23 protein-coding genes are annotated in these 19,959 nt (G+C 72.2%); 16 read left to right on the top strand and 7 right to left on the bottom strand.

Features of this window, described 5'->3' with window-relative positions:
• Positions 1-30: 30 nt before the first annotated feature.
• Positions 31-1,191, top strand: a complete 1,161-nt coding sequence (locus ACQPZW_RS30650) for an alkaline phosphatase PhoX (protein ID WP_433789514.1) — start codon at positions 31-33, stop codon at positions 1,189-1,191.
• Between the two features lie 17 nt (positions 1,192-1,208).
• Complete coding sequence (locus ACQPZW_RS30655) at positions 1,209-1,916, top strand: hypothetical protein (RefSeq protein WP_433789515.1); 708 nt, start codon at positions 1,209-1,211, stop codon at positions 1,914-1,916.
• A 31-nt stretch (positions 1,917-1,947) separates the two neighbouring features.
• Here the strand turns inward: ACQPZW_RS30655 and ACQPZW_RS30660 are convergent, their stop codons facing one another.
• Positions 1,948-2,094 (bottom strand): hypothetical protein, encoded by a 147-nt coding sequence (locus ACQPZW_RS30660; protein WP_433789516.1) that lies wholly within the window; start codon positions 2,092-2,094, stop codon positions 1,948-1,950.
• Between the two features lie 21 nt (positions 2,095-2,115).
• On the opposite strand from ACQPZW_RS30660, the gene ACQPZW_RS30665 reads away from it, so the two are divergent.
• Complete coding sequence (locus ACQPZW_RS30665; RefSeq protein WP_433789517.1) at positions 2,116-2,877, top strand: hypothetical protein; 762 nt, start codon at positions 2,116-2,118, stop codon at positions 2,875-2,877.
• A gap of 195 nt (positions 2,878-3,072) precedes the next feature.
• On the opposite strand, the gene ACQPZW_RS30670 is transcribed toward ACQPZW_RS30665, so the two are convergent.
• Positions 3,073-3,687, bottom strand: coding sequence for a phosphoesterase PA-phosphatase (locus ACQPZW_RS30670; protein ID WP_433789518.1), 615 nt, complete (start codon positions 3,685-3,687; stop codon positions 3,073-3,075).
• Between the two features lie 241 nt (positions 3,688-3,928).
• Here ACQPZW_RS30670 and ACQPZW_RS30675 point away from each other — a divergent pair, with 241 nt between their 5' ends.
• The 4 genes from ACQPZW_RS30675 to ACQPZW_RS30690 are packed head-to-tail and all read left to right on the top strand — an operon-like array spanning position 3,929 to position 7,797.
• Positions 3,929-5,080 (top strand): MFS transporter, encoded by a 1,152-nt coding sequence (locus tag ACQPZW_RS30675; protein WP_433789519.1) that lies wholly within the window; start codon positions 3,929-3,931, stop codon positions 5,078-5,080.
• The gene (locus ACQPZW_RS30680; RefSeq protein WP_433789520.1) at positions 5,080-6,099 is read left to right on the top strand and encodes a zinc-dependent alcohol dehydrogenase; all 1,020 of its coding nucleotides are present in this window, start codon (positions 5,080-5,082) and stop codon (positions 6,097-6,099) included. Before ACQPZW_RS30675 ends, ACQPZW_RS30680 begins: the two co-directional genes overlap by 1 nt.
• A 37-nt stretch (positions 6,100-6,136) precedes the next feature.
• Complete coding sequence (locus ACQPZW_RS30685) at positions 6,137-7,060, top strand: ATP-binding cassette domain-containing protein (protein WP_433789521.1); 924 nt, start codon at positions 6,137-6,139, stop codon at positions 7,058-7,060.
• The gene (locus ACQPZW_RS30690) at positions 7,057-7,797 is read left to right on the top strand and encodes an ABC transporter permease (protein ID WP_433789522.1); all 741 of its coding nucleotides are present in this window, start codon (positions 7,057-7,059) and stop codon (positions 7,795-7,797) included. Before ACQPZW_RS30685 ends, ACQPZW_RS30690 begins: the two co-directional genes overlap by 4 nt.
• On the opposite strand, the gene ACQPZW_RS30695 is transcribed toward ACQPZW_RS30690, so the two are convergent.
• Both ACQPZW_RS30695 and ACQPZW_RS30700 read right to left on the bottom strand, forming a co-directional pair.
• Complete coding sequence (locus ACQPZW_RS30695; protein ID WP_433789523.1) at positions 7,781-8,485, bottom strand: hypothetical protein; 705 nt, start codon at positions 8,483-8,485, stop codon at positions 7,781-7,783. The genes ACQPZW_RS30690 and ACQPZW_RS30695 overlap by 17 nt on opposite strands.
• The gene (locus ACQPZW_RS30700) at positions 8,482-10,998 is read right to left on the bottom strand and encodes a BTAD domain-containing putative transcriptional regulator (protein ID WP_433789524.1); all 2,517 of its coding nucleotides are present in this window, start codon (positions 10,996-10,998) and stop codon (positions 8,482-8,484) included. The genes ACQPZW_RS30695 and ACQPZW_RS30700 overlap by 4 nt, the downstream gene beginning before the upstream one ends.
• Positions 10,999-11,151: 153 nt before the next feature.
• Here ACQPZW_RS30700 and ACQPZW_RS30705 point away from each other — a divergent pair, with 153 nt between their 5' ends.
• From ACQPZW_RS30705 to ACQPZW_RS30715, 3 genes are read left to right on the top strand one after another with little or no spacing between them, the layout of a single operon-like run.
• Positions 11,152-11,484 carry a nitrilase-related carbon-nitrogen hydrolase gene (locus ACQPZW_RS30705; protein WP_433789525.1) on the top strand — a complete coding sequence of 111 codons (333 nt, stop codon included), beginning with the start codon at positions 11,152-11,154 and terminating at the stop codon, positions 11,482-11,484.
• Complete coding sequence (locus tag ACQPZW_RS30710; RefSeq protein WP_433789526.1) at positions 11,481-11,936, top strand: nitrilase-related carbon-nitrogen hydrolase; 456 nt, start codon at positions 11,481-11,483, stop codon at positions 11,934-11,936. Before ACQPZW_RS30705 ends, ACQPZW_RS30710 begins: the two co-directional genes overlap by 4 nt.
• 54 nt (positions 11,937-11,990) lie before the next feature.
• On the top strand, positions 11,991-13,055 hold the full coding sequence (locus ACQPZW_RS30715; protein ID WP_433789527.1) for a proprotein convertase P-domain-containing protein: 1,065 nt from the start codon (positions 11,991-11,993) through the stop codon (positions 13,053-13,055).
• A gap of 264 nt (positions 13,056-13,319) precedes the next feature.
• Here ACQPZW_RS30715 and ACQPZW_RS30720 read toward each other — a convergent pair whose 3' ends face one another.
• Complete coding sequence (locus tag ACQPZW_RS30720) at positions 13,320-13,694, bottom strand: DUF2203 domain-containing protein (protein WP_433789528.1); 375 nt, start codon at positions 13,692-13,694, stop codon at positions 13,320-13,322.
• A 90-nt stretch (positions 13,695-13,784) separates the two neighbouring features.
• Between ACQPZW_RS30720 and ACQPZW_RS30725 the strand changes: the two genes are divergently transcribed.
• From ACQPZW_RS30725 to ACQPZW_RS30745, 5 genes are all read left to right on the top strand, one after another.
• On the top strand, positions 13,785-14,630 hold the full coding sequence (locus tag ACQPZW_RS30725; RefSeq protein ID WP_433789529.1) for a helix-turn-helix transcriptional regulator: 846 nt from the start codon (positions 13,785-13,787) through the stop codon (positions 14,628-14,630).
• Between the two features lie 115 nt (positions 14,631-14,745).
• Complete coding sequence (locus ACQPZW_RS30730; protein ID WP_433789530.1) at positions 14,746-15,312, top strand: GNAT family N-acetyltransferase; 567 nt, start codon at positions 14,746-14,748, stop codon at positions 15,310-15,312.
• A 70-nt stretch (positions 15,313-15,382) separates the two neighbouring features.
• Positions 15,383-15,700: a hypothetical protein gene (locus ACQPZW_RS30735; RefSeq protein ID WP_433789531.1), complete on the top strand. Its 318-nt coding sequence runs from the start codon at positions 15,383-15,385 to the stop codon at positions 15,698-15,700.
• A 59-nt stretch (positions 15,701-15,759) separates the two neighbouring features.
• Positions 15,760-16,626: an alpha/beta fold hydrolase gene (locus tag ACQPZW_RS30740; RefSeq protein WP_433789532.1), complete on the top strand. Its 867-nt coding sequence runs from the start codon at positions 15,760-15,762 to the stop codon at positions 16,624-16,626.
• Positions 16,627-17,211: 585 nt separating this feature from the next.
• A complete protein-coding gene (locus ACQPZW_RS30745) occupies positions 17,212-17,538 on the top strand; it encodes a DUF6232 family protein (RefSeq protein ID WP_433789533.1) in 327 nt (108 codons plus the stop codon).
• Here the strand turns inward: ACQPZW_RS30745 and ACQPZW_RS30750 are convergent.
• Both ACQPZW_RS30750 and ACQPZW_RS30755 read right to left on the bottom strand, forming a co-directional pair.
• Positions 17,522-18,118 carry a class I SAM-dependent methyltransferase gene (locus tag ACQPZW_RS30750; protein ID WP_433789534.1) on the bottom strand — a complete coding sequence of 199 codons (597 nt, stop codon included), beginning with the start codon at positions 18,116-18,118 and terminating at the stop codon, positions 17,522-17,524. The two genes, ACQPZW_RS30745 and ACQPZW_RS30750, sit on opposite strands and share 17 nt — an antisense overlap.
• Positions 18,119-18,131: 13 nt before the next feature.
• Positions 18,132-18,689, bottom strand: coding sequence for a cysteine hydrolase family protein (locus ACQPZW_RS30755; protein WP_433789535.1), 558 nt, complete (start codon positions 18,687-18,689; stop codon positions 18,132-18,134).
• 263 nt (positions 18,690-18,952) lie between these two features.
• Here ACQPZW_RS30755 and ACQPZW_RS30760 point away from each other — a divergent pair, with 263 nt between their 5' ends.
• A complete protein-coding gene (locus tag ACQPZW_RS30760) occupies positions 18,953-19,903 on the top strand; it encodes a LacI family DNA-binding transcriptional regulator (protein ID WP_433789536.1) in 951 nt (316 codons plus the stop codon).
• Positions 19,904-19,959: the final 56 nt, after the last annotated feature.

Raw genomic sequence — 19,959 nt, forward strand, 5'->3', positions numbered from 1 at the left:
TGTCTTCGATGGGCCAATACGGTCCGGCGCATGGATCGGCGAACCCTTTTGCGTACCACCGTGGCCGGCGCCGGAGGCCTGGCCCTGCCCTTCACCGCATGGTCGGCCGCGTATGCCGCGCCCGCCCAGAACGCCACCGGCCCGTACGGCGCACTGCAGGCCGCCGACGCCAACGGCATCCAGCTCCCTGCCGGGTTCACCAGCAAGGTGATCGCCCGCTCCCGGCAGACCGTCCCGGGGACCGGCTACACCTGGCACGACGCCCCCGACGGCGGCGCGGTCATCCCGAACGGGTCCGGCTGGATCTACGTGTCCAACTCCGAGGTCAGCTCGTCGGCCGGCGGCGGGGCGTCCCGCATCCTGTTCGACTCCACCGGCGCGATCGTCGGCGCGTCCCGCATCCTCTCCGGCACCAACCAGAACTGCGCGGGCGGCAAGACCCCGTGGAACACCTGGCTGAGCTGCGAGGAGATCGACCTGGGGCGGGTCTGGGAGACCTATCCGCTGGGCGGGACCGCGGTGGCCCGGCCGGCGATGGGCCGGTTCAAGCACGAGGCCGCGGCAGCCGACCCGGTCCGCAAGGTCATCTACCTCACCGAGGACGAGACCAACGGTCGCTTCTACCGGTTCGTGCCGAACACCTGGGGCGACCTGTCCTCCGGCACGCTGCAGGTCTTCGTCGCGGGGTCCGGCACGTCCGGCTCGTTCACCTGGGCGAACGTGCCCGACCCGGACGGCTCCCCCACACGCACCCGCAGCCAGGTGTCCGGGTCGAAGTCGTTCAACGGCGGCGAGGGCTGCCACTACGCCGGCGACACGGTCTGGTTCACCACCAAGGGCGACAACCGGGTGTGGCAGGTCAACCTGCTGACCAGCACCTACGAGCTGGCCTACGACGACAATCTGGTCACCTCGGGGAGCGCGCCGCTCACCGGCGTCGACAACGTGACCGGGTCGTCGTACGGCGATCTCTACGTCGCCGAGGACGGCGGCAACATGGAGATCTGCATGATCACGCCGGACGACAAGATCTCGGTGTTCCTGCGGGTCACCGGCCAGGGCTCGTCGGAGCTGTGCGGGCCGGCGTTCACCCCGGCCGGCAACCGGCTCTACTTCTCGTCGCAGCGCGGCACGAGCGGCTCGTCGTCCGGTGGCATCACCTACTGCATCACCGGACCGTTCCGGACATAAGGGCATATGCTCGGCGGATGGACCGGGTAGCGGAACTGCTGGACGGTTGGCGGCAACTGGCCGCCTGGCGGCTCGACTGGACCGCGAGTCCCGGGCCCCGCACCTGGAACGCCCTGGTCGACCGCCTCAACCGCATCGCGGAGGAGGCGGTCGCCGACCCGGCCTCGGTCGCCCGGATCACCGAGATCGCCGACAAGGATCCCGACGATGAGGTACGCCGTAACGCGCGCCAGTGGATCCATCCGTGGGTGCCCCGCCCGCCCGAACGCGAGCACCTCGATCGATGGCTGCGGCACCCGCTGATCGGCCTCGGCGAAGTGCCCGCCGAGCACGGGATCATGCTGGTCCCGGGGACGGAGTCGCTCACCTGGGTCGGCTCCGGCGACATCCTCGTGCAACTGGAGACACCCGAATACCCGGCGACCAGCGACGCGTGGGATCACCTGCCCCGCGGCGGTGCGATCCAGTTCCGCCGCGACGGGACGACCCGGCACGTCGAGGACCCACAGCCCGGCGCCGCGAGCTGGGATCCGGTCGACGTCTGGACCTTCCCCGACGACTGCGACCTCGCCAACCGGCGGATGCTGGAGACGGTCCACTCCCAGTGGGGGCTGATCGAGGACCACGGGCCCGTGGAGCCACTCCCGGCGATCGTCGGAACCGGGCCGCGGCGGGTGCTGCGCCTGCCCGGCGAACCGTCCGTCGAGTACCGCCTCCCCGGCTGACCCCGCAGCCGCCGGGCTCGGCAGCATCACCTCACGGATCGGCCCCCAGCCGCAGCACGACCTCGCGGAACGGCCCGCAGCCGCCGGCCGCCGGAGCACGGCCTCGCGGATCGGCCCCGCGGTCGTCGGCCGCGGGGCCGGGCCGATCACGCCTACGGACGATATCGACGCTCGCCACGGCCCCTATCGTGACAGCGTGATGACCGTCGCGACTGTGGCGCTCTGTCTCGGCATCCTGCTCGTCGCCGGGGCCGGCATCTTCGTACTTCTCATCCTCGGCGACCTGCGGGCCCTCTGGACCCTGCGGCGCCTCCGCCCGTCTCCGATCGGCTCCCGCGGCCGGGTCGCCGTGGAGGGGACCACCGAATACGGCACCGCCGGCCGGCAGATCGCCCCGGCCACCGGTGAGGACTGCACGTGGTACAGGCTGATCCTGCTCCGCGAGCCGAGCCGTGCCTTCTCCCACGGCGACGGCCCCGACCACGACGTGATCCTGGAGTCCGAGTCACCGGCCTGGCCCGCCCTGGCCGACCGGCTCACCCGCATCCCGGTCGATCCGCGTCTGGTGTCGCCGCGGCGGGCCCTCTACGACCCGATCATGACCGACCCACCGGCGTACGTGGTCACCGAGCTCGAGCACAGCCACGCCGAACCGGTCCCCCTCCCGCCGATCGTCCCCACCGACGTGATCGACGGACTCCGCGGTTCCGAGCGCCTGCGCCTCACCGAGATCCGGCTCCCGCACGGCACCGAGGTCTTCGCCGTGGGCCGCACCACCCGGCGAGGGCTGCTCCCGAGCCGGGCCGGCCTGACCGTGTTCACCACCGACGACCGTGCCACCACGATCGCCACCCGCCGCTCGGACATCCGTGTGGGCGGCTCCGCCGCCGTCTGGCTCACGCTGATCGGCCTCGTGCTGGCCGTCCCGTCCGCCTTCTACCTGCTCACCCTGCCGGGCTGAACCCGGCCGGGGCTCGCCGCCTCACCGCGGGGCCGGCGGACCCGCTCACGCCCGGCGGTCACTCCGAGGCGGACGGCCCACCCGGATGCCCGACGCGCCGCCGCGGCCGACAGCCACACACGGTCAACGCTCCCGACACGGTCGACGCTCCCGACACGGTCAACGCTCACGACACGGTCAACGCTCACGACACGGTCAGCGGAGAGCCGGGTAGAGGAGGCCGGTGGCGCAGGCTCCGACCAGGGCGCCGGCCAGCACCTGGGCCGTGGTGTGGTCGCGGAGGTGGACGCGGGACCAGCCGACGGCGCCGGCCAACGGCCAGGTGAACAGCAGCGCCCAGCCGAAGACGACGGTGAAGGTCACCGCTGTCCCGGCGGCGACCAGGGAGTGGATGGAGATCTTCCAGCGGGCCAGCAACGTGATCGGGGTGGCGACCATCAGGGCGACGGCCATGCAGCCGATCAGAGCCAGCAGGTCACGGGGTGCACCGACCGCGGCCAGCGCCAGCGTTCCGCAGGCGGTCGAGCCCAGGCAGACCAGCATCGGCAGGGTTCGCTGGGCGCGGACGCCGACGTGCCGGTCGGTCCAGGCGCCTCGGCGTACGCCGTACAGGATGTAGGCGATCGGCAGGAAACTGGCTGCGGCCGCCGCGATCACGCCCATTACCAGCGCCGACATCGGGGACTCCACGGATGCCCAGGCCACCGCGAAGAGGATCCCGGCCACCAGCACCGCCGGTGACAGGACCTCGGTGAGCAGCCGCGCCACCCTGTCCGGGCCGACCGCCCGCTCGGTACTGGACGTCGCCATGACGTCGATCATCGCAAATCCCCGTTCCGGACTCCGCCCCGTCCCGACGCCTCCACGATCCCCGACGGGGATGCCACCGCCGCCGATTCCATCGATCCGGAGACGCGGCACGCCACCGGCTGATACCGGGGTGTTCTGCGGCGGGCCGGGCGGATCGGCCTCTTGCGCGCGGCGGGGGCGGGTGGGGCGTACCGTGGCGGGATCTTGACCTTGGGAAGCGGACCGTAAGAGGCTCGAGGGCGTGAAGCGCTTACTCCCCGCCGCGTCAGCGGCCGCGACGATCTTTCTCGTCGCCCTCTGCCTGCGGCCCGCGATCACCGCGGTGGGGCCGCTGCTTCCGCAGATCAGCGCCGATGTCGGGCTCGGCGAGGCGGCGCAGGGGCTGCTCGGTGCGCTGCCGCTGCTGGCGTTCGCGCTGGTGTCGCCGCAGGTGCACCGGCTGTCCGGGCGGGTCGGGATGGAGCGGGCGGTGCTGCTGGCGCTGCTGGTGCTGGCCGCGGGCACGGTGGCGCGGTCGTACACGGGCACGGCGGGGCTGTGGGCCGGGACCGTCGTGATCGGATGTGCGATCGCGGTCGGCAACGTGCTGGTGCCGGCGATCGTGAAGCGCGACTTCGCGGCCAACGTGTCGCGGGCGACCGGGTTCTACACGGCGTTCATCACGATCGCGGCGAGCACGGCGTCGGCGGTGGCGGTTCCGGTGGCGGAGGCCGTGGACTGGCGGCTGTCGCTGGCGCTGTGGGCGTTCCCGGCCCTGGTGGTGGCCATGATCTGGGCACCGCGGGCCGGTCCGGCGCCGGTCGTCGAGGAGGGTCCGCCGGGTGGTGGCGCGCCGGTGTGGCGGCAGCCGCGGGCGTGGTTGATCACCGCGTTCATGGGGTTGCAGAGCACCTGCTTCTACGTGCTGGTGACCTGGCTGCCGACGATCGAGATCAGTCACGGGGTGTCGCAGCGGACGGCCGGGCTGCACCTGTTCCTGTTTCAGGGAATGGGGATCCTGGGCGGTCTGGCGGTTCCGCTGCTGCTACGGGATCCACGGACCCGGGCTCGGGGCGCGGTCGCGGCGAGCCTGCCGGTGGTCGTGGCCATGGCCGGGCTGCTGGCGGCGCCGGGGCTGACGGCGTTGTGGGCGGCGATCGCCGGGCTGGGGCAGGGCGCGTCGCTGGTGGCCGCGCTCACGCTGATCAGTTTCGGCGGGCGCACCGCGTCGGAGACGACCCGGCTGTCCGGGATGGCGCAGTCGCTGGGCTATCTGCTGGCCGCGGCGGGCCCGATCGCGGCGGGTGTGCTGGCCGAACGGACCGGCGCCTGGGAGGCTACCCTCGTCATGATCATCGGGCTGGGCGTGCTGCAGACGGCGGCGGGCGCGGCCGCCGGGCGGAAAGGGTCCTGATGCGCGCGCTGGTGCTCACCGGGCCGGGGAAGGCCGAGGTCCTGCAGGTTCCGGCGCCGGTCGCCGGGCCTGGGCAGGTGGTCGTCGAGGTGGCGCGGGCCGGGGTGTGCGGCACCGATGTGGAGTTGTTCACCGGTGAGATGAGCTACCTGCACAGCGGGGTGTCGTCGTATCCGTTACGGCCCGGGCACGAGTGGTCGGGCACCGTCCGTGAGATCGGCGAAGGGGTCGACACGTCGTGGCTGGGCCGGCGTGTCACCGGCGACACCATGATCGGTTGCGGTCATTGCCGGCGCTGCACCAACGGCCGGCACCACGTCTGCCCGCAGCGCCACGAACTCGGCATCCGGGACGGGCTGGCCGGTGCGCTGGCCGAGCGACTGGCGTTTCCCGCGGCGTACCTGCACGCTCTGCCGGACGGTGTGGACGCCACCGCCGGAGCGCTCGTGGAGCCGGCCGGCAACGCGCAACGGTGTGTGGAAGCGGCCGCGCTGGCCGCCGGGGAACGGCTGCTGGTTCTGGGTACCGGCACGATCGGGCTGCTCACCGCGATGCTGGCCCGGGCCCGTGGGATCGAGGTGCATCTGCTCGGGAAGGAGCTGGAGTTCGCCCGGTCGCTGGGATTCGCCGACGTCTGGACCCGGGAGTCACTGCCGACGCCGCCGTGGGACGCGGTCGTCGACGCCACCAACGCCCCGTCCATGCCGGGGCTCGCCGTCGAGTTGGTCGAGCCCGGCCGCCGGGTGGTCCATATCGGTCTGTCCGGCACCCCCAGCACCATCGACACCCGTGACGTGGTGCTCAAGGACGTGACCGCCGTCGGCATCCTCGGCGCGTCGGCCGGGCTGGCCCCGGCGATCGCCGCGTTCGCGTCCGGGGCCGTCGACCCGCGGCCGCTGGTGGCAGCGACGGTCTCCCTCGACGAGGCCGCCGACGTGCTCGCCGGGCGGCGGCCGCGGTCCGCCGGAGCCGGTCCCAAGGTGCTGATCGACCCGATCGGCGCCGTGTCAGAGGCGTGACAGGGCGCTGTCAGCGCGGGCCGCGAACCTTCTCGGCATGAGTGATCCAGCGATCGAGGTCTCCGGCCTCAGCAAGGCCTTCGGGACCAGGGTCGTGCTCGACGGCATCGATCTGCATGTCCCGGCCGGCACGATCTTCTCCCTTCTCGGACCCAACGGGGCCGGCAAGACCACCACGGTCAACATTCTGACCACCCTGATCCAGGCCGACGCCGGTTCGGTCCGGGTGGCGGGCCAGGACCTGATCAGAAACGCCAAGGGGGTACGGGCACGCATCGGCGTGACCGGCCAGTTCGCCGCGGTCGACGACCTGTTGACCGGGCACGAGAATCTGCAACTGATGGTGGACCTGAAGCGGGCCGACAGCACCGTGATACCCGGCCTGCTGGAGCGGTTCGACCTGACCGAGGCGGCGCAGAAGCAGGTCGTCACCTATTCCGGGGGCATGCGCCGCAAGCTCGACCTGGCGATGACGCTCGTCGGCGGCCCGCAGATCATCTTCCTGGACGAGCCGACGACCGGCCTGGACCCACGCAGCCGCCGCACGATGTGGGACATCATCCGTGACCTGGTGGCCGGCGGAGTGACGATCTTCCTCACCACCCAGTACCTGGAGGAGGCCGATCAGCTCGCCGACCGGATCGCCGTCCTCGACCAGGGCCGCCTGGTCGCCCAGGGCACCCCGGCCGAGCTGAAGCGGCAGATCCCCGGCAGCCATGTCCGGCTCCGGTTCCGCGACGCGGCCGCGGCTTCGTCGGCTGCCGGTCTGCTGCCCGGCGCGACCCGCGACGACGACGGCGTGACACTGCGGGTCCCCGGCGACGGCGGCACCGCGTCACTGCGGGATCTGCTCAACCGGCTCGACGACCACGGCACCCACGCCGAAGAGCTGTCCGTGCACACCCCCGACCTCGACGACGTCTTCCTGGCCCTGACCGGACGAGAGGTGAGCACCCGATGAGTGACTCGACGATCATGTTGCGCCGCAACTTCAAGCACACCCTGCGGAACCCGGCCGCGGTCTTCAACTCGGTCCTGTTCCCGGTGGTCATCATGGTCATGTTCGTCTACGTGATCGGCGGGGCGTTCGACGTCGGTGTCGACTATGTGGACTACGCGACTCCCGGGATGATCCTGCTCGCCGTCTGCTACGGGCTCAGCGCCACCGCCACGGCCGTCAACTCGGACATGACCAAGGGCATCATCAACCGGTTCAAGGTCATGGACGTGTCCCGTGGCGCGGTGCTGACCGGGCACGTCATCGCGAGCATGCTGAACAACGTGATCGCGATCGCGGCGATCATCGGGGTGGCGTTCGCGCTCGGTTTCCGCTCGCCGGCCGGGCTCACCGGCTGGCTCGGCGTGATCGCGCTGGCTCTGCTGCTCAGCTTCTCGGTCGGCTGGTTCACGGTCGCGCTCGGGCTGTCCGCCAAGTCGCCGGAGACCGCCGGGCTCGGTTCGGTGCCGCTGGTCATGCTGCCGTTCTTCAGCAGCGCCATCGTGCCGGCCGAGAAGATGGGCACCGGCGTCGAGCAGTTCGCCGAGTACCAGCCGTTCACCCCGATCATCGAGGCGTTGCGGTCGCTGCTCGCCGGGACGCCGGACACCACGGCGCTGATCACGTCGCTGGCCTGGTGCGCGGGGATCGCCCTGCTGGGGTACGTGTGGGCGATCCGAACCTTCAACCGGCGAGCGTGACCTCGGCCAACTCGTTCCAGTCGGCTGCCGCGCCCTCCCGCTCCGCCTCGGCGAAACCCCCATCGCCGAGGCGGTGGCGCGCGGTCTCCTCGATTCTCGCGGCATCCGGGTGCGAGCGGTCCGGCAGTCCGCGTACGCCGCCCGCCGCCCCCAGCATCCGGGCCGCCCCCAGGTCATCGCCGTCGCGCAGCGCCAGGTCGGCGACTCCGACGAGCACCCGCGCGATCAGGGTGGGATGCCCCGCCTCGACCGCCGCCCGGTACGCCGTCACCCGCTGCGCCCGTGACCCGGCGGGATCGTCGGCGAGATAGCCGAGCAGGTCATGGATGCTCGCCCGGATGTTCGGCCAGTGGGCCTCGTCGCCGAGCAGTGCGGTTCCCGCCTCGACCTGCCGGTACGCCTCCGCCCGGTCACCGGCCCAGCGAGCCAGCTCCGCCCGGACGAACGCCAGCTCGGCGAGCGCACCGGGCCAGGTGACCTGCCCGGCCAGCCGTTGCGCCTCGGCGAGGGCGGCCGCGCTCGCGTCCCGGTCGCCCGCCAGCCAGTACAGCTGCGCCTGCCGGGCCCGCCGCCGGATCACGTCCTCCGCCGACCCGACCTGGGTGAGCACCTCGACCGCCCGCTCGTAGTGCTCGCACGCCCCGGCGAACTCGCCCCGGGTGGCGATCCGCTCGGCCAGCTCACTCAACGCGAACGAGATCCCGAACCGCTCCCCAGCGCCCGGAACTCGGCCAGCGCCGCCGTCAGGTACTCGTCGGCTTCGCGGCCACCGTGCCCGAGCAGGATGCGCATCTTCCCCAGGTGCAGCCGGGCCAGGGCGCGTGCCCACGGATCGTCGTCGTCGAGCATCGACTCGAACGCGGACGGCGCCGCGCCCGGATCCCGCAGCAGACGCTCCAGCGGCACCACGAACCCGATCAGCGGATGCGCGCGGTCGACGCCGCGACTGAACCGGTACGCCTGGTGGATCCACTCGGCGGCCTGGTGCTCGTCGCCCATTCCCGAGTTCACGTAGAGGCTCATCAACGCGTACACGGTGGCGCGGATCCGGTCGGGCGCCTCACCGGGCATCGACAGGGCCGCGGCGATCAGCTCGTTGCCCTCGGTCTTGTGCCCGCTCAGCCACCAATACCATCCGGCGGCCGCGGCGAGCCGCATCGCCGCCACGGTCTCGCCCGCCGCCAGCGCGCCCCGCATGGCCGACCCGATGTTGTCGTGATCGGCCTCCAGGCGGGCCAGCCACTCCAGCTGGTCGGCGCGGCGCAGGCGGGGTTCCGCGGTCTCGGCGAGCCCGGTGAAGTACGCGAGGTGCGCCTGCCGGGCCGGCTCGGACTCACCCGCCTCGGCGAGACGCTGTGCGGCGTACTCCTTGATCGTGCCGAGCATCCGGTACCGGGGAGCGTCACCGCCCTCGGTGACCAGTAGCGACTTCTCCGCGAGCGAGGTGAGCAGGTCGAAGCCGGCGCCGACGTGCTCGGCCGCCTCCAGGCTCGCCCCACCGGAGAACACCGAGAGCCGGCACAGAGCGGTACGTTCGTCACCGCTGAGCAGATCCCAGCTCCAGTCGACGACGGCCCGCAGCGTCCGGTGCCGCGGCAGAGCGGTGCGGCTGCCCCCGGTGAGCAGCCGGAACCGGTCGTCGAGGCGATGCGCGAGTTGCTCGAGCGTCATCGTCCGCAGCCGCGCGGCGGCCAGCTCGATCGCCAGCGGCATGCCGTCCAGAGCCCGGCAGACCCGCTCCAACAGCACCGAGTCGCCGTCACCGCCCTCCACGACGGTCCCCGCCCGGTCCCGGCCTGCCACACCCGCGCGGCCCAGGCTCGCTGAGCCCGCGCGGTCCCGGCCTGCCACACCCGCCCGGCCCACTGCGCCCGCACGCTCCCGCAGCAGCCTCACCGCGGAGGCTTGGTCGAGGGGCTCCACATGCCACAGGGCCTCGCCGGTGATGCCGAGCGGCTCCCGGCTGGTCGCCAGGATCCGCAGCCGGTCGCACTCGCCGAGCATCCGGTGCGCGAACGCCGCCGCCTGGTCGATCACGTGCTCGCAGTTGTCCAGGATCAGCAGCATCTCCCGGTCCCGGACGGCCGCGACGATCCGGTCGGTAAGGTCGGCGCTCGGCGCGGCGCCGAGCAGCGCGTCCCGCAGGCCCAGCGCGGTGATGGTCGCCTGCGCCACGTCGCCCGCGGCGCCGATCGCGGCCAGCTCCACCAGCCAGACCCCACCATCGAGATCATCGACGAGGGTACGGCCGGACTCAGCGGCCAGCCGTGTCTTCCCCGACCCGCCCGGCCCGATCAGCGTGGTGAGCCGGCCGGCCCCGATCAACTCGCGCACCGCGGCGACGTCAGCGCCCTTACCGACGTAGCTGGTCAGCTCAGCCCGCAGATTGGTCCGGCGGCCCTCCCGGGGACCGCGCCCGTTGCCGCGCAGCAGCGTGACATGCAGGGCGGCCAGCTCGGGCGACGGGTCGACACCCAGCTCATCGGCCAGCGCCTCCCGGGTGCGCTGATAGACCTGCAGTGCCTCGTTCCCCCGCCCGGCGGCCACCAGGGCCCGCATGAGCGCCGCGACCAGCCGCTCCCGCAGCGGATGCGCGGCGACCAGTCCGGTCAGTTCCCCGATCAGCCCACCGGCCGCGGAAGCGCTCCGACCGCCGGCCGCCAGTGGCTCGTCGGCGGGCCGACCGGCCGGGTGCGTGCTCTGCGCGAGGCGGACCTCGGCCTCGAACCGCTCCTCGACCGCGGCCAGGCGCAGCTCCTCCAGCCGGACGACGGCCGCGGTGTCCGGCAGGTCCACATCCTGCAGGGCCGAGCCCCGCCACAGCCCGAGGGCCTCGCGCAGCAGCCGCACCCGCTCCGGGTCGTCGTCGGGACGGGCCCGGCCGGCCGTGAGCAACCGCTCGAACCGCACGGCGTCGACCGCGCCCGGCTCCACGGCCAGCCGGTAGCCGTCGGCGAGGCCATCGATCGAGCCCTCCGGCAGGGTCTTGCGCAGCCGGGACACCAGGCGGTGCAACGCGTTCGTGGCGTCGGCGGGCGGGAACGCGCCCCAGATCCGGTCGACGAGCACCGCTTTGGGCACCACCCGGCCGGGCTCCAGAGCGAGGACGGTGAGCAGCCCCCGCAGGCGCGCACCGGGCACGTCGACGAGGACGCCGGAATCCGTCCGGACCTCGAACGGCCCCAGTATCCCGATCTGCACGCGCCGATTTTGTCACGGGCCAGTCAGGTCGCGGATGTCCCGGCTCACCTCCGGGAACCCGCCCGGTCCGAGGCCCTCCGGCCGGAAGGCCCCGGGCATCCTCGTCGATGAGCATGCCGACACCGTGGTGAGCGGGTACGACAGAATGTCCCCGTGCCGCTCTCTGTCGTGATCGCCCAGGTCCCCGCGGTGTGGGACATCGAGACCAACCTGGCCGCCGTGCGCGACGTCCTGGACGACACCGCCCCGGGCGACCTGGTGATCTTCCCAGAGGGCATGCTCTCCGGTTACGCCGAGGACCTCTCGCCCCTCGACACGTTGAGCCCGGACCGGGTCCGCGAGGCCGTGGCCGACCTGGCCGACCGCAACCGGCGCCACGTCTTCCTGGGCTCCCTCTATCCGACGGCGAGCGGCTGGTCCAACGCCGCCGTCCACCTCTCCCCGGCCGGGAGCCCCGGATCTATCGCAAGGTCAACCTGGCCGTGAACGAGCGCGGCCGCCTGGAGCCGGGCGATCGCCTGCCCACGTTCGACGTGGACGGAGTGACGGCGGCCGTGCAGCTGTGCCGGGAGATCCGTTTCCCCGAGCAGTGGCAGCACCTGGCCTCGGCGGGTGCGGCGTTCTTCGCCTATCTCACCAACGCCGCCAATCCGCGGGAACCCCGGGGCGTCTGGCGCAGCCACCTGATCAGCCGGGCCGCCGAGAACCAGCGATTCGTCCTCTCCGCGAACATCCCCGACCCGGACCAGCACTGCCCCAGCATGATCGTCTCTCCGCGCGGGGAGGTCCTGGCCGAGCTCGAGATGGGCAGGCCGGGGATCCTGCGGCACACCATCGACCCGGCCGAGTCCGCCGACTGGTACCTCGGCCAGCGCAGACAGGACGTGATCGCCCTGGCATACCGTCGCGGCGATTACCCAGCCGAGATGCAACATTGATGTTTATGAATGCCGAGAATCTCAGGAAACCCCCTGAGAGACCCGGAGCCCCCCATGATCCGGAAACACCTCGCCCTGGCCACCGCGGCCGCCGCCCTCCTGGCCGCCGGACTGGTCGCCGTGGTCACCACCGCCGGCCCGGCGCAGGCCGCGTCGATCTCGCAGCCGCTGCGCACCATGGTCGCGAACCTGCCGGTCGCCGCGGAGGTCCGCACCGGCTACGACCGTGATCTGTTCAACCACTGGATCGACGCCGACGGCGACGGCTGCAACACCCGCTACGAGGTTCTGATCGCCGAGGCCACGACCGCGCCCGGTGTCGGCTCGGGATGCACTCTCAGCGGCGGCGCCTGGCTGTCCTACTTCGACGGCGCGACCTGGACCGACCCCGCCGACCTGGACATCGATCACCTGGTGCCGCTCGCCGAGTCGTGGGACTCGGGCTCCCGCAACTGGACGTCCGCGCAGCGCCAGGCATACGCCAACGATCTCGGCGACGCCCGCGCCCTGGCCGCGGTGACCGACAACGTCAACCAGTCGAAGGGCGACCAGGACCCGGCCGAGTGGACACCGTCGCTGACGAGCGTCCGGTGCCGCTACGTCACCGAGTGGACCGCGGTGAAGACCCGCTGGGGCCTGACCGTCGACACCGCCGAGAAGAGCGCGCTGACCGGGTACGCCGCGGCCTGCACGAACAGCACGGTGACGGTGGAGACGGTGCTCGGCGGCGGGACGACGACGTCACCCACGGTGACCCCGACCGGCGGGACGTGCACCGGCACCAATGGCACGGACGTCACCATCCCGGACGCGGGAGCCGCGGTGACCAGCACGATCACCATCTCCGGCTGCTCCCGGACCACCCCGTCCACCGCGTCGGCGATCTACGTGAACATCGTCCACCCGTTCCGCGGCGACATCTCGGTCTATCTCTACGCCCCGGACGGCACCTACTACATCCTCAAGTCCACGAGCAGCACCGACAGCGCCGCCAACGTGATCACCACCTACACCGCGAACCTCTCGGCGGAGACCACGAACGGCTCCTGGCGCCTGAGCGTCAGGGACGGCTACTCCGGCGACACGGGATACCTCAACACGTGGACGATCACGGTCTGAACCGATAGGGGGTACGGCCACGCAGAGTCCCCCGGCTACCCCGCGACGCGGGCGGCCCGTCCCGGCCGACCAGCGACCGCCGGGCCGGATGCGTCCGTGACGGTATGACCTCCCACGGTTGTCCCCGGCGGTCTTGACCGGGACCACCGCATCCGGCCCGGCGGTCGCGTCTCGGCCCGGCGCCGGGTCTGCGTCGCGGGGACAGCCACGGGAGCCGGCGTGGGGCGTACCCCCTCCTGGTCTCGGGTGTGAGCAGGGGGACGCCTAGCGGGACTCCGGCGGAAGGGGGCGACGGCCCGCGAAGCCGAGGTCGGCGCGGTGGTACCAGGTGATGTCGTCGTCGCCTTCGAGCCAGCAGAGCAGAACCGGGACGTCGTCGAAGGTCGCCGGGAAGTCGATCAGCAGCGGGGCCATGCCCTTGAGCTCGGCGCCGGTCTCCTGGACCGTGGTCATCAGCTCGTTGAGGCGGGCTTCGGCGGCCTTGCGTTCGGGGAGGCCGCCGAGCGGCGTCGGCGCGCCGCCGGGGGTGAGGGCGGCGGACAGCTCGACCATGTCGGCGCGGACGGTGACGATCTCGGCGAGGACGGGCCGGAGGCGGGCCAACTCGGCGCGGGCCTCGGGCAGTGTGAACAACCCCATGGCGCCGAGTCTGTCAAAGAGCGGCGGGATTCCCTCGGGTGGTACCGGCAGTACCAGGCTCGGCCCGCCGGACGCGGCGATACTTGACCGGTGAGCGGATCGCGAGAGCTGGGCAGGGCGCTACGGGGCTGGCGGGACCGGACGACACCGCAGGCCGCCGGGGTACCGGCCGGTGGGGTGCGCCGGGCGGCCGGGTTGCGGCGCGAGGAGCTGGCCCAGCTGGCCGGGCTGTCGGTCGACTACGTGGTGCGGCTGGAGCAGGGTCGCGCGATGTCGCCGTCCGTGCAGGTGCTGTCGGCCCTGGCCCGGGCATTGCGGCTGTCCACCGCCGAGCGGGAGCACCTGTTCGTGCTCGCCGGCCAGACGGCGCCCGGCGCCGGCCGGATCCCGACGGACATGCCACCGGGCGTGCGCCGGCTGCTGGACCAGCTCGACGGTGTCGCCCTCACCGTGTGTGACGCCGCGTGGAACATGATCGAGTGGAACTCGCTGGCCGCGGCGCTGATCGGTGACCTGTCGGTGTTCCGCGGGCGGGAGCGCAACGTGGCATGGCGGGAGTTCACCGCCATGCCCAGCCGGATCCGGTGCTCCCCCGAGCAGAACGCGCTGTTCCGCGCGATCCTGGTCACCGATCTGCGGGCGGCGACCGCCCGCTACCCGGCCGACCCGGGCCTGCGGGACCTGGTGGCCGCACTGCGGGCGGCGAGCCCCGACTTCGTGCGGCTCTGGGACACCGGGGTGGTGGGCGCCCACGAGTCCAACAGCAAGAGCGTGCACCATCCCGAGGTCGGCACGTTCACTGTCGACTGCGATGTGCTCACGGCGCCGGGCAGCGACGTGAAGGTCGTCGCGTATTCGGCGCCGGTCGGCAGCGACGCCGCCGACCGGCTCAAGCTGCTCAGCGTGATCGGCACGCAGAGCATGAGCGCGATCTAGCAGCCCTCCCGCGCCCGGGGATCTCGCGTTATCCCTTTTGCCGGTCGCGTTTATCCCTTTTGCCGGTCGCGTTTATCCCTTTGACGGGCCGGGGCCGGGGCCGGAGGATCGGCGGATGTCCGATTTCTCGATCAAGCCGGTGCTCACCGGCGAGCGGGTGATCCTGCGCCCGTTCACCGAGGCCGACGTGCCGGTCTTCCTGGAGGCGGTCGCCGATCCCGAAGTGGCCCGGCTCACCGGCAGCTCACCCTCGGACGCCCCCGACGAGGAACGGACCCGCGCCTGGTACGGCAGCCGCAACACCCAGGACGACCGCCTGGATCTGGCCGTCGTGGACCGGGACAGCGGCGCGTGCGTCGGCGAGGTGGTCCTCAACGAATGGGACCCGGACAACCGCAGCTGCAACTTCCGGACCCTGCTGGTGGCGGCCGGTCGCGACCGCGGGCTCGGCACGGAGGCGGTCCGGCTGATCGTCGGCCACGGATTCGAGCGGCTGGGCCTGCACCGGATCTCCCTCGAGGTGTACGCCCACAACCCCCGGGCACGCCGCGTCTACGAGAAGGTCGGCTTCGTCGCCGAGGGCGTTCTGCGGCAGGTGCTCCGCGACGGCGACGACTGGATCGACGCCACCGTCATGTCGATCCTCGCGCCCGAGTGGTCCGCGCCGCCAGTGACCGACTGAACGCCCGCTCGCTCCTGTTCCCGGACTGCGGTCGTGCGGATCGATCGCCTAAAACGTCTCGCCACAGTCGGTGCCGTGTCCGTCATCGTTCCCGTCGTCGACACCCGATGGGTCACCGTCGCCGTCACCGCCGGGCGCCACCGGGATCCTGCCGGACGGCGCCTACGAAGTCGTCGTCGTCCGCGCAGTGACCGTGGCCGGCCCGATGTGCACACCTATGCCGTGCCGGCCGGCAGCGGCTCTGGTGCACGTGGCCGAACCGGCGAGCTGGTGGCTCCGCCAGGTCCGGATCGCCTTCCTGCCGGCGTCGTCCCGGCCCGATCCCGACATCTCGTGGCCGGACATCGCCTTCCCGCTGATCGGATCCGGTCCGGGCGGGAACGTCTGACGCCTGGCCAGCCGGCCTTCGACAGGGTTCTCGAAGCTCCCCGCGGGTAACGTGCCGGGATGTTCGACGGTTTCCAGCTCGACCACATCGACGTCGGCGAGGTGACGCTCCGGGTCCGGCACGGCGGCGCCGGCACCCCGATCGTGCTGCTGCACGGCCATCCGCGGACCCACACGACCTGGCACGACGTCGCTCCCCGCCTCGCCGGCGACCACTTCGTGGTGACACCCGACCTGCGGGGGTACGGGCGGTCGACGCTCCCACCGGACCAGCCCGGCCACGCGCAGTCGAGCAAGCGGGCCATGGCGCTGGACGTGGTCCGCCTGATGGAGAGCCTGGGTCACGACCGGTTCGCGGTGGCGGGTCACGATCGTGGTGCGGTGGCCGCGTTCCGTACCGCGATGGACCACCCCGAGAAGGTGACGCACCTGGTGGTGATGGACGGCCTGCCCGCGGTCGAGCACCTGGAACGCACCGACGCCACGTTCGCGCTGGCCTGGTGGCACTGGTGGTTCCTGGGCCAGACCGACAAGCCCGCCGAACGGGTGATCAGCGCCGACCCGGACGCCTGGTACCGCCTCCCGTCCCCGGCCGAGATGGGCCCCGGGAACCACGACGACGTCCGGACCGCCCTGCATGACCCGGCGGTGGTACACGGGATGTGCGAGGACTACCGGGCCAACCTGCGTATCGACCGTCGCCACGACGAGGAGGACCGTGCCGCCGGCCGCAAGGTCCGGTGCCCCACGCTGCTGCTCGAGTCGTCCGACGACGACCTGGACATCCACGGCGACCCGGCGGCCATCTGGGCGCCCTGGCTGACCCATCCGCTGCGCCACCAGGTGATAGACAGCGGTCACCATCAGGCGGAGCAGGCCCCCGCCCCGGTCGCCGGCGCCATCCGCGACTTCCTGGCCACCACCTGACCGCCTACTCGGCGGGCAGGTCGTCGAACACCTCGGCGTAACGCTCTCACTCGGCGTAACGCTCGCAGTCGGCGTAACGCTCGCACGCGGCGACGTCACGGAACCCGGCCCCGATCAGATCTCGAAGTCCGACCAGCCGCCCGGAACCCCGTCCGGCCAGCCGCCCGGTACCGGTCTCGGGAGCCGGGGCGTGGCCTCAAACCCGCCCTTGGTGCGCGGACCGCCGCCTTCGCCGTCCGACCAGCGATGGGTCCGGTCGGCGGCATTCGTCAACGCCTGGTTCCCGCCGGAGCAACGTGGTCCCGCCGTCGCCGTCGCCGTCGCCCTCGCCTTTCACCTCCACCTTCGCCTTCACCTCCGCCTTCGCCGACGTGGTCGCCCTCGCCCTGGCCTGGCCCTCGGCCTCGTCGCCGTGGTCGCCCTGGCCGCCCTCGTGCTCGCCGACGGGCAGCCTCGTCCCTGCCCGGGACCACACCGACGAGATCTTCGGGTGGTTCCGGTTCGGCGTCGGCCGCCTCACGCCATTGAGGAGCGTCGACGGGCGTGTGACCATGACCTGCGAGGGCCGTGCCGAGAGGAGTCCTGGTGAGGAGGGTGTACTACCGCAGCTACGACGCCGAGATCAGCAGCGAGGCGTTCATCCGGGAGACGGGCGGGGAGCCGGAGACGTTCACGATCGCCGACATCGGTGACGTCGCGATCAAGGTCGTCGAGCGCCACTGGTGGGAGCCGTGGCTTCCGAAGCAGGTGTGGATTCTTCAGGCCCGCTACCGGGGCCGGTCGGTCACCCTCTACGAGAGCCGGGAGCCACGCGTCTTCAACATGGTCACCCGTGCTCTGCAGAGGGCGCTGGACGAGCGCCCGAAACCTCCCGACCCTACCGCGGCGCCGCCCTTCAGGCCGTGGGGCTGAGGACGGCGACCAGGAAGTCGGCTCCCGGGGTGTAGGGCCGAAGGTCCCAGGTGTTGAGCAGCAGGGACGGCGCGAGCCCGGCCGCGGCGACGTCGGCGAGGAAGGCGTCGAACTCGTAGCCGCGACCCGCACCGAAACCGACCACGGCACGGCCGCCGTCGGCCAGGTGGCCCCGGAAACGCCGGAGGATCTCGCCCCGGGTGGACGGGCCGGCGAACGCCATCACGTTGCCGGCGCAGACGATCACATCAAAGCGGGACGGCAGATCGAGCTCGCTGAGATCCCCGACCTGCCACGTCGCCCCCGGATGCTGAGAACGGGCCTCCGCGATCAGCTCGGGATCGAGGTCGACGCCGGTGACGTGATGACCGGCGCCGGCCAGGTGCCCGCCGACCCGGCCGGTGCCGCAGCCGGCGTCGAGGACACGGGCGCCCCGCGGCACCATGGCGTCGATCATGCGGGCCTCACCGGCCAGGTCGTCACCGCGGGCGGCCATCTGGCGGAACCGATCGATATACCACCGGGAGTGACCCGGGTCCTCGGCGATCTTCTGCAGCCAGAGATTGTCGGTGGTCGTCATGGTGTCACCGTAGTCATGCGGCGAAGTCGACCTTCCCGGTTTCGACGGTCCCGGCGGTGCGCCCCGGAGCGCGGTGGAACTGCCAGTAGAGGTTGGTGTGGGCGATGACCTGCTCGGGGGCCGGCGCACCATATTCCGAGAGGTCCTCGGTGGTGTGCGCGTCGGAGACGAGCGTGACGTCGTAGCCCCGGACGAACCCGCCGTGCAGGGTGGAGCGGATGCACGCGTCGCTCTGGGCGCCGGTCACGATCAGCCGGCCGACGCCCCGCTCGGCGAGCAGCGCCTCCAGGTCGGTCGCCTCGAACGAGTCCCCATACTTCTTGTGGACGACCGGCTCGTCGTCACGACGGCTCAGCTCCGGAACGTATTGCCAGCCCTCGCTGCCCTGGGCCAGGCCACCGTCGTCGGAATGCTGCACCCAGATGACCGGGACGTCCTCGGAGCGGGCCTTGCCGACCAGCGTGTTGATGTTGGCGATCACGTCGTCGCGGCGGGGCGTGCCGGCCACCACACCGACCTGGACGTCGATCACGAGCAGGGCGGTGCGGGGCCGATCGGTCAAAGTCGTCATGTCACCCACCTTAGGACGAGGGTGTGACAATTTTCCGGATGGACGCCGGAGCCGGTTTCGGGGCGGGGCAGCCGCGGGAGACGACGGCCTTCGCTCCATGGGCCTTCCGCCTCACGTGCCCTCCACCCCGCGGGCCTTTCGCTCCACGGGCCCTCCACCCCGCGGGCCCTGCGTCCCACGGGCTCTCCACTCCTCGTCGGTTCGGCGATTCCGGGTGCTCTTCGGCTCTGGCTCGGTGGGCCTGGATCCTGCATATTTGCGGCATGAGCCGCAGTCCGGTACTCGCCGAGGTGGCCCGGCTCGCCGGGGTTTCCGTCGCGACCGCCTCCCGTGTCCTCACCGGACGCGGGCCGGCCTCGGCTGCCAGCCGGGACGCCGTCCTCAGGGTCGCCGCCGACGTCGGATACGTGCCGCATCCGGTGGCCAGCCGCCTGGCCCGCGGGACGGGGACCCGGCTGCTGTTCGCGGTCCGGGACAGCCGCGCCGACATCCTGTCCGATCCGTTCGTCACCCGGGCGGCCACCGCGATGGCGGTCGCCACCGAACCGGACGGGCTCGGCGTCGCACTGCGCCGGCTGCCGCTGGACGCGGCCGCCGAGTTGGACCGGATCGCCGTCGATCGCAGCATCGCGGCCGTCGTACTGGCAGGGCACGACTCGCTCGACACCGTACCCATCCGTCTGCGCGGCCGGCTCTCGGCGATCGGCGCCGGTGGCCTCGACGTGGACAGCACCGCCGGGATCGGCGCGCTGCTCCGCCACCTGCACGCGGCGGGCCGGCGCCGGATCGCCCTGATCGGCGGACCGTCGTGGCTGGCCGCCGCCCGTGTGCCGCTACGCGCCTACACTGCGCTGATGCGCGAGAGCGGGCTGCCGGTCCGGGCCGTTGTGGGCGACTTCACCGCCGTCCGGGGTCGTGCCGCCGCCCGGGCCGTCCTGCGCCGTTGGCCGGACACCGACGCCATCGCCACGGTCAGTGACGCGACCGCCCTCGGGGTGCTCCAAGCCTTGAACACGGCCGGAATCCGGGTGCCCGACGACATCGCCGTGACCGGTTTCGACGACATCCCGTTCGCGGCGTGCTCTCATCCGCCCCTGTCAACGGCAACCCACCCGGTGGAGCTGATCGCCGCTGCCGCCGCCCGCGCGGCCCTGGCCGGGGAGCCGACGTCACGTCTCTTCCCGAGCCACCCCGTTCTCCGCGCCACCGCCTGACCGCCCGCCGCACCGGCCCTCCCCGCGACCACCGACCGCCCCGCGAACCGGCCCTC

The organism is Actinoplanes sp. CA-252034, assembly GCF_050956125.1.
In the GTDB taxonomy this organism is placed as follows: domain Bacteria; phylum Actinomycetota; class Actinomycetes; order Mycobacteriales; family Micromonosporaceae; genus Actinoplanes.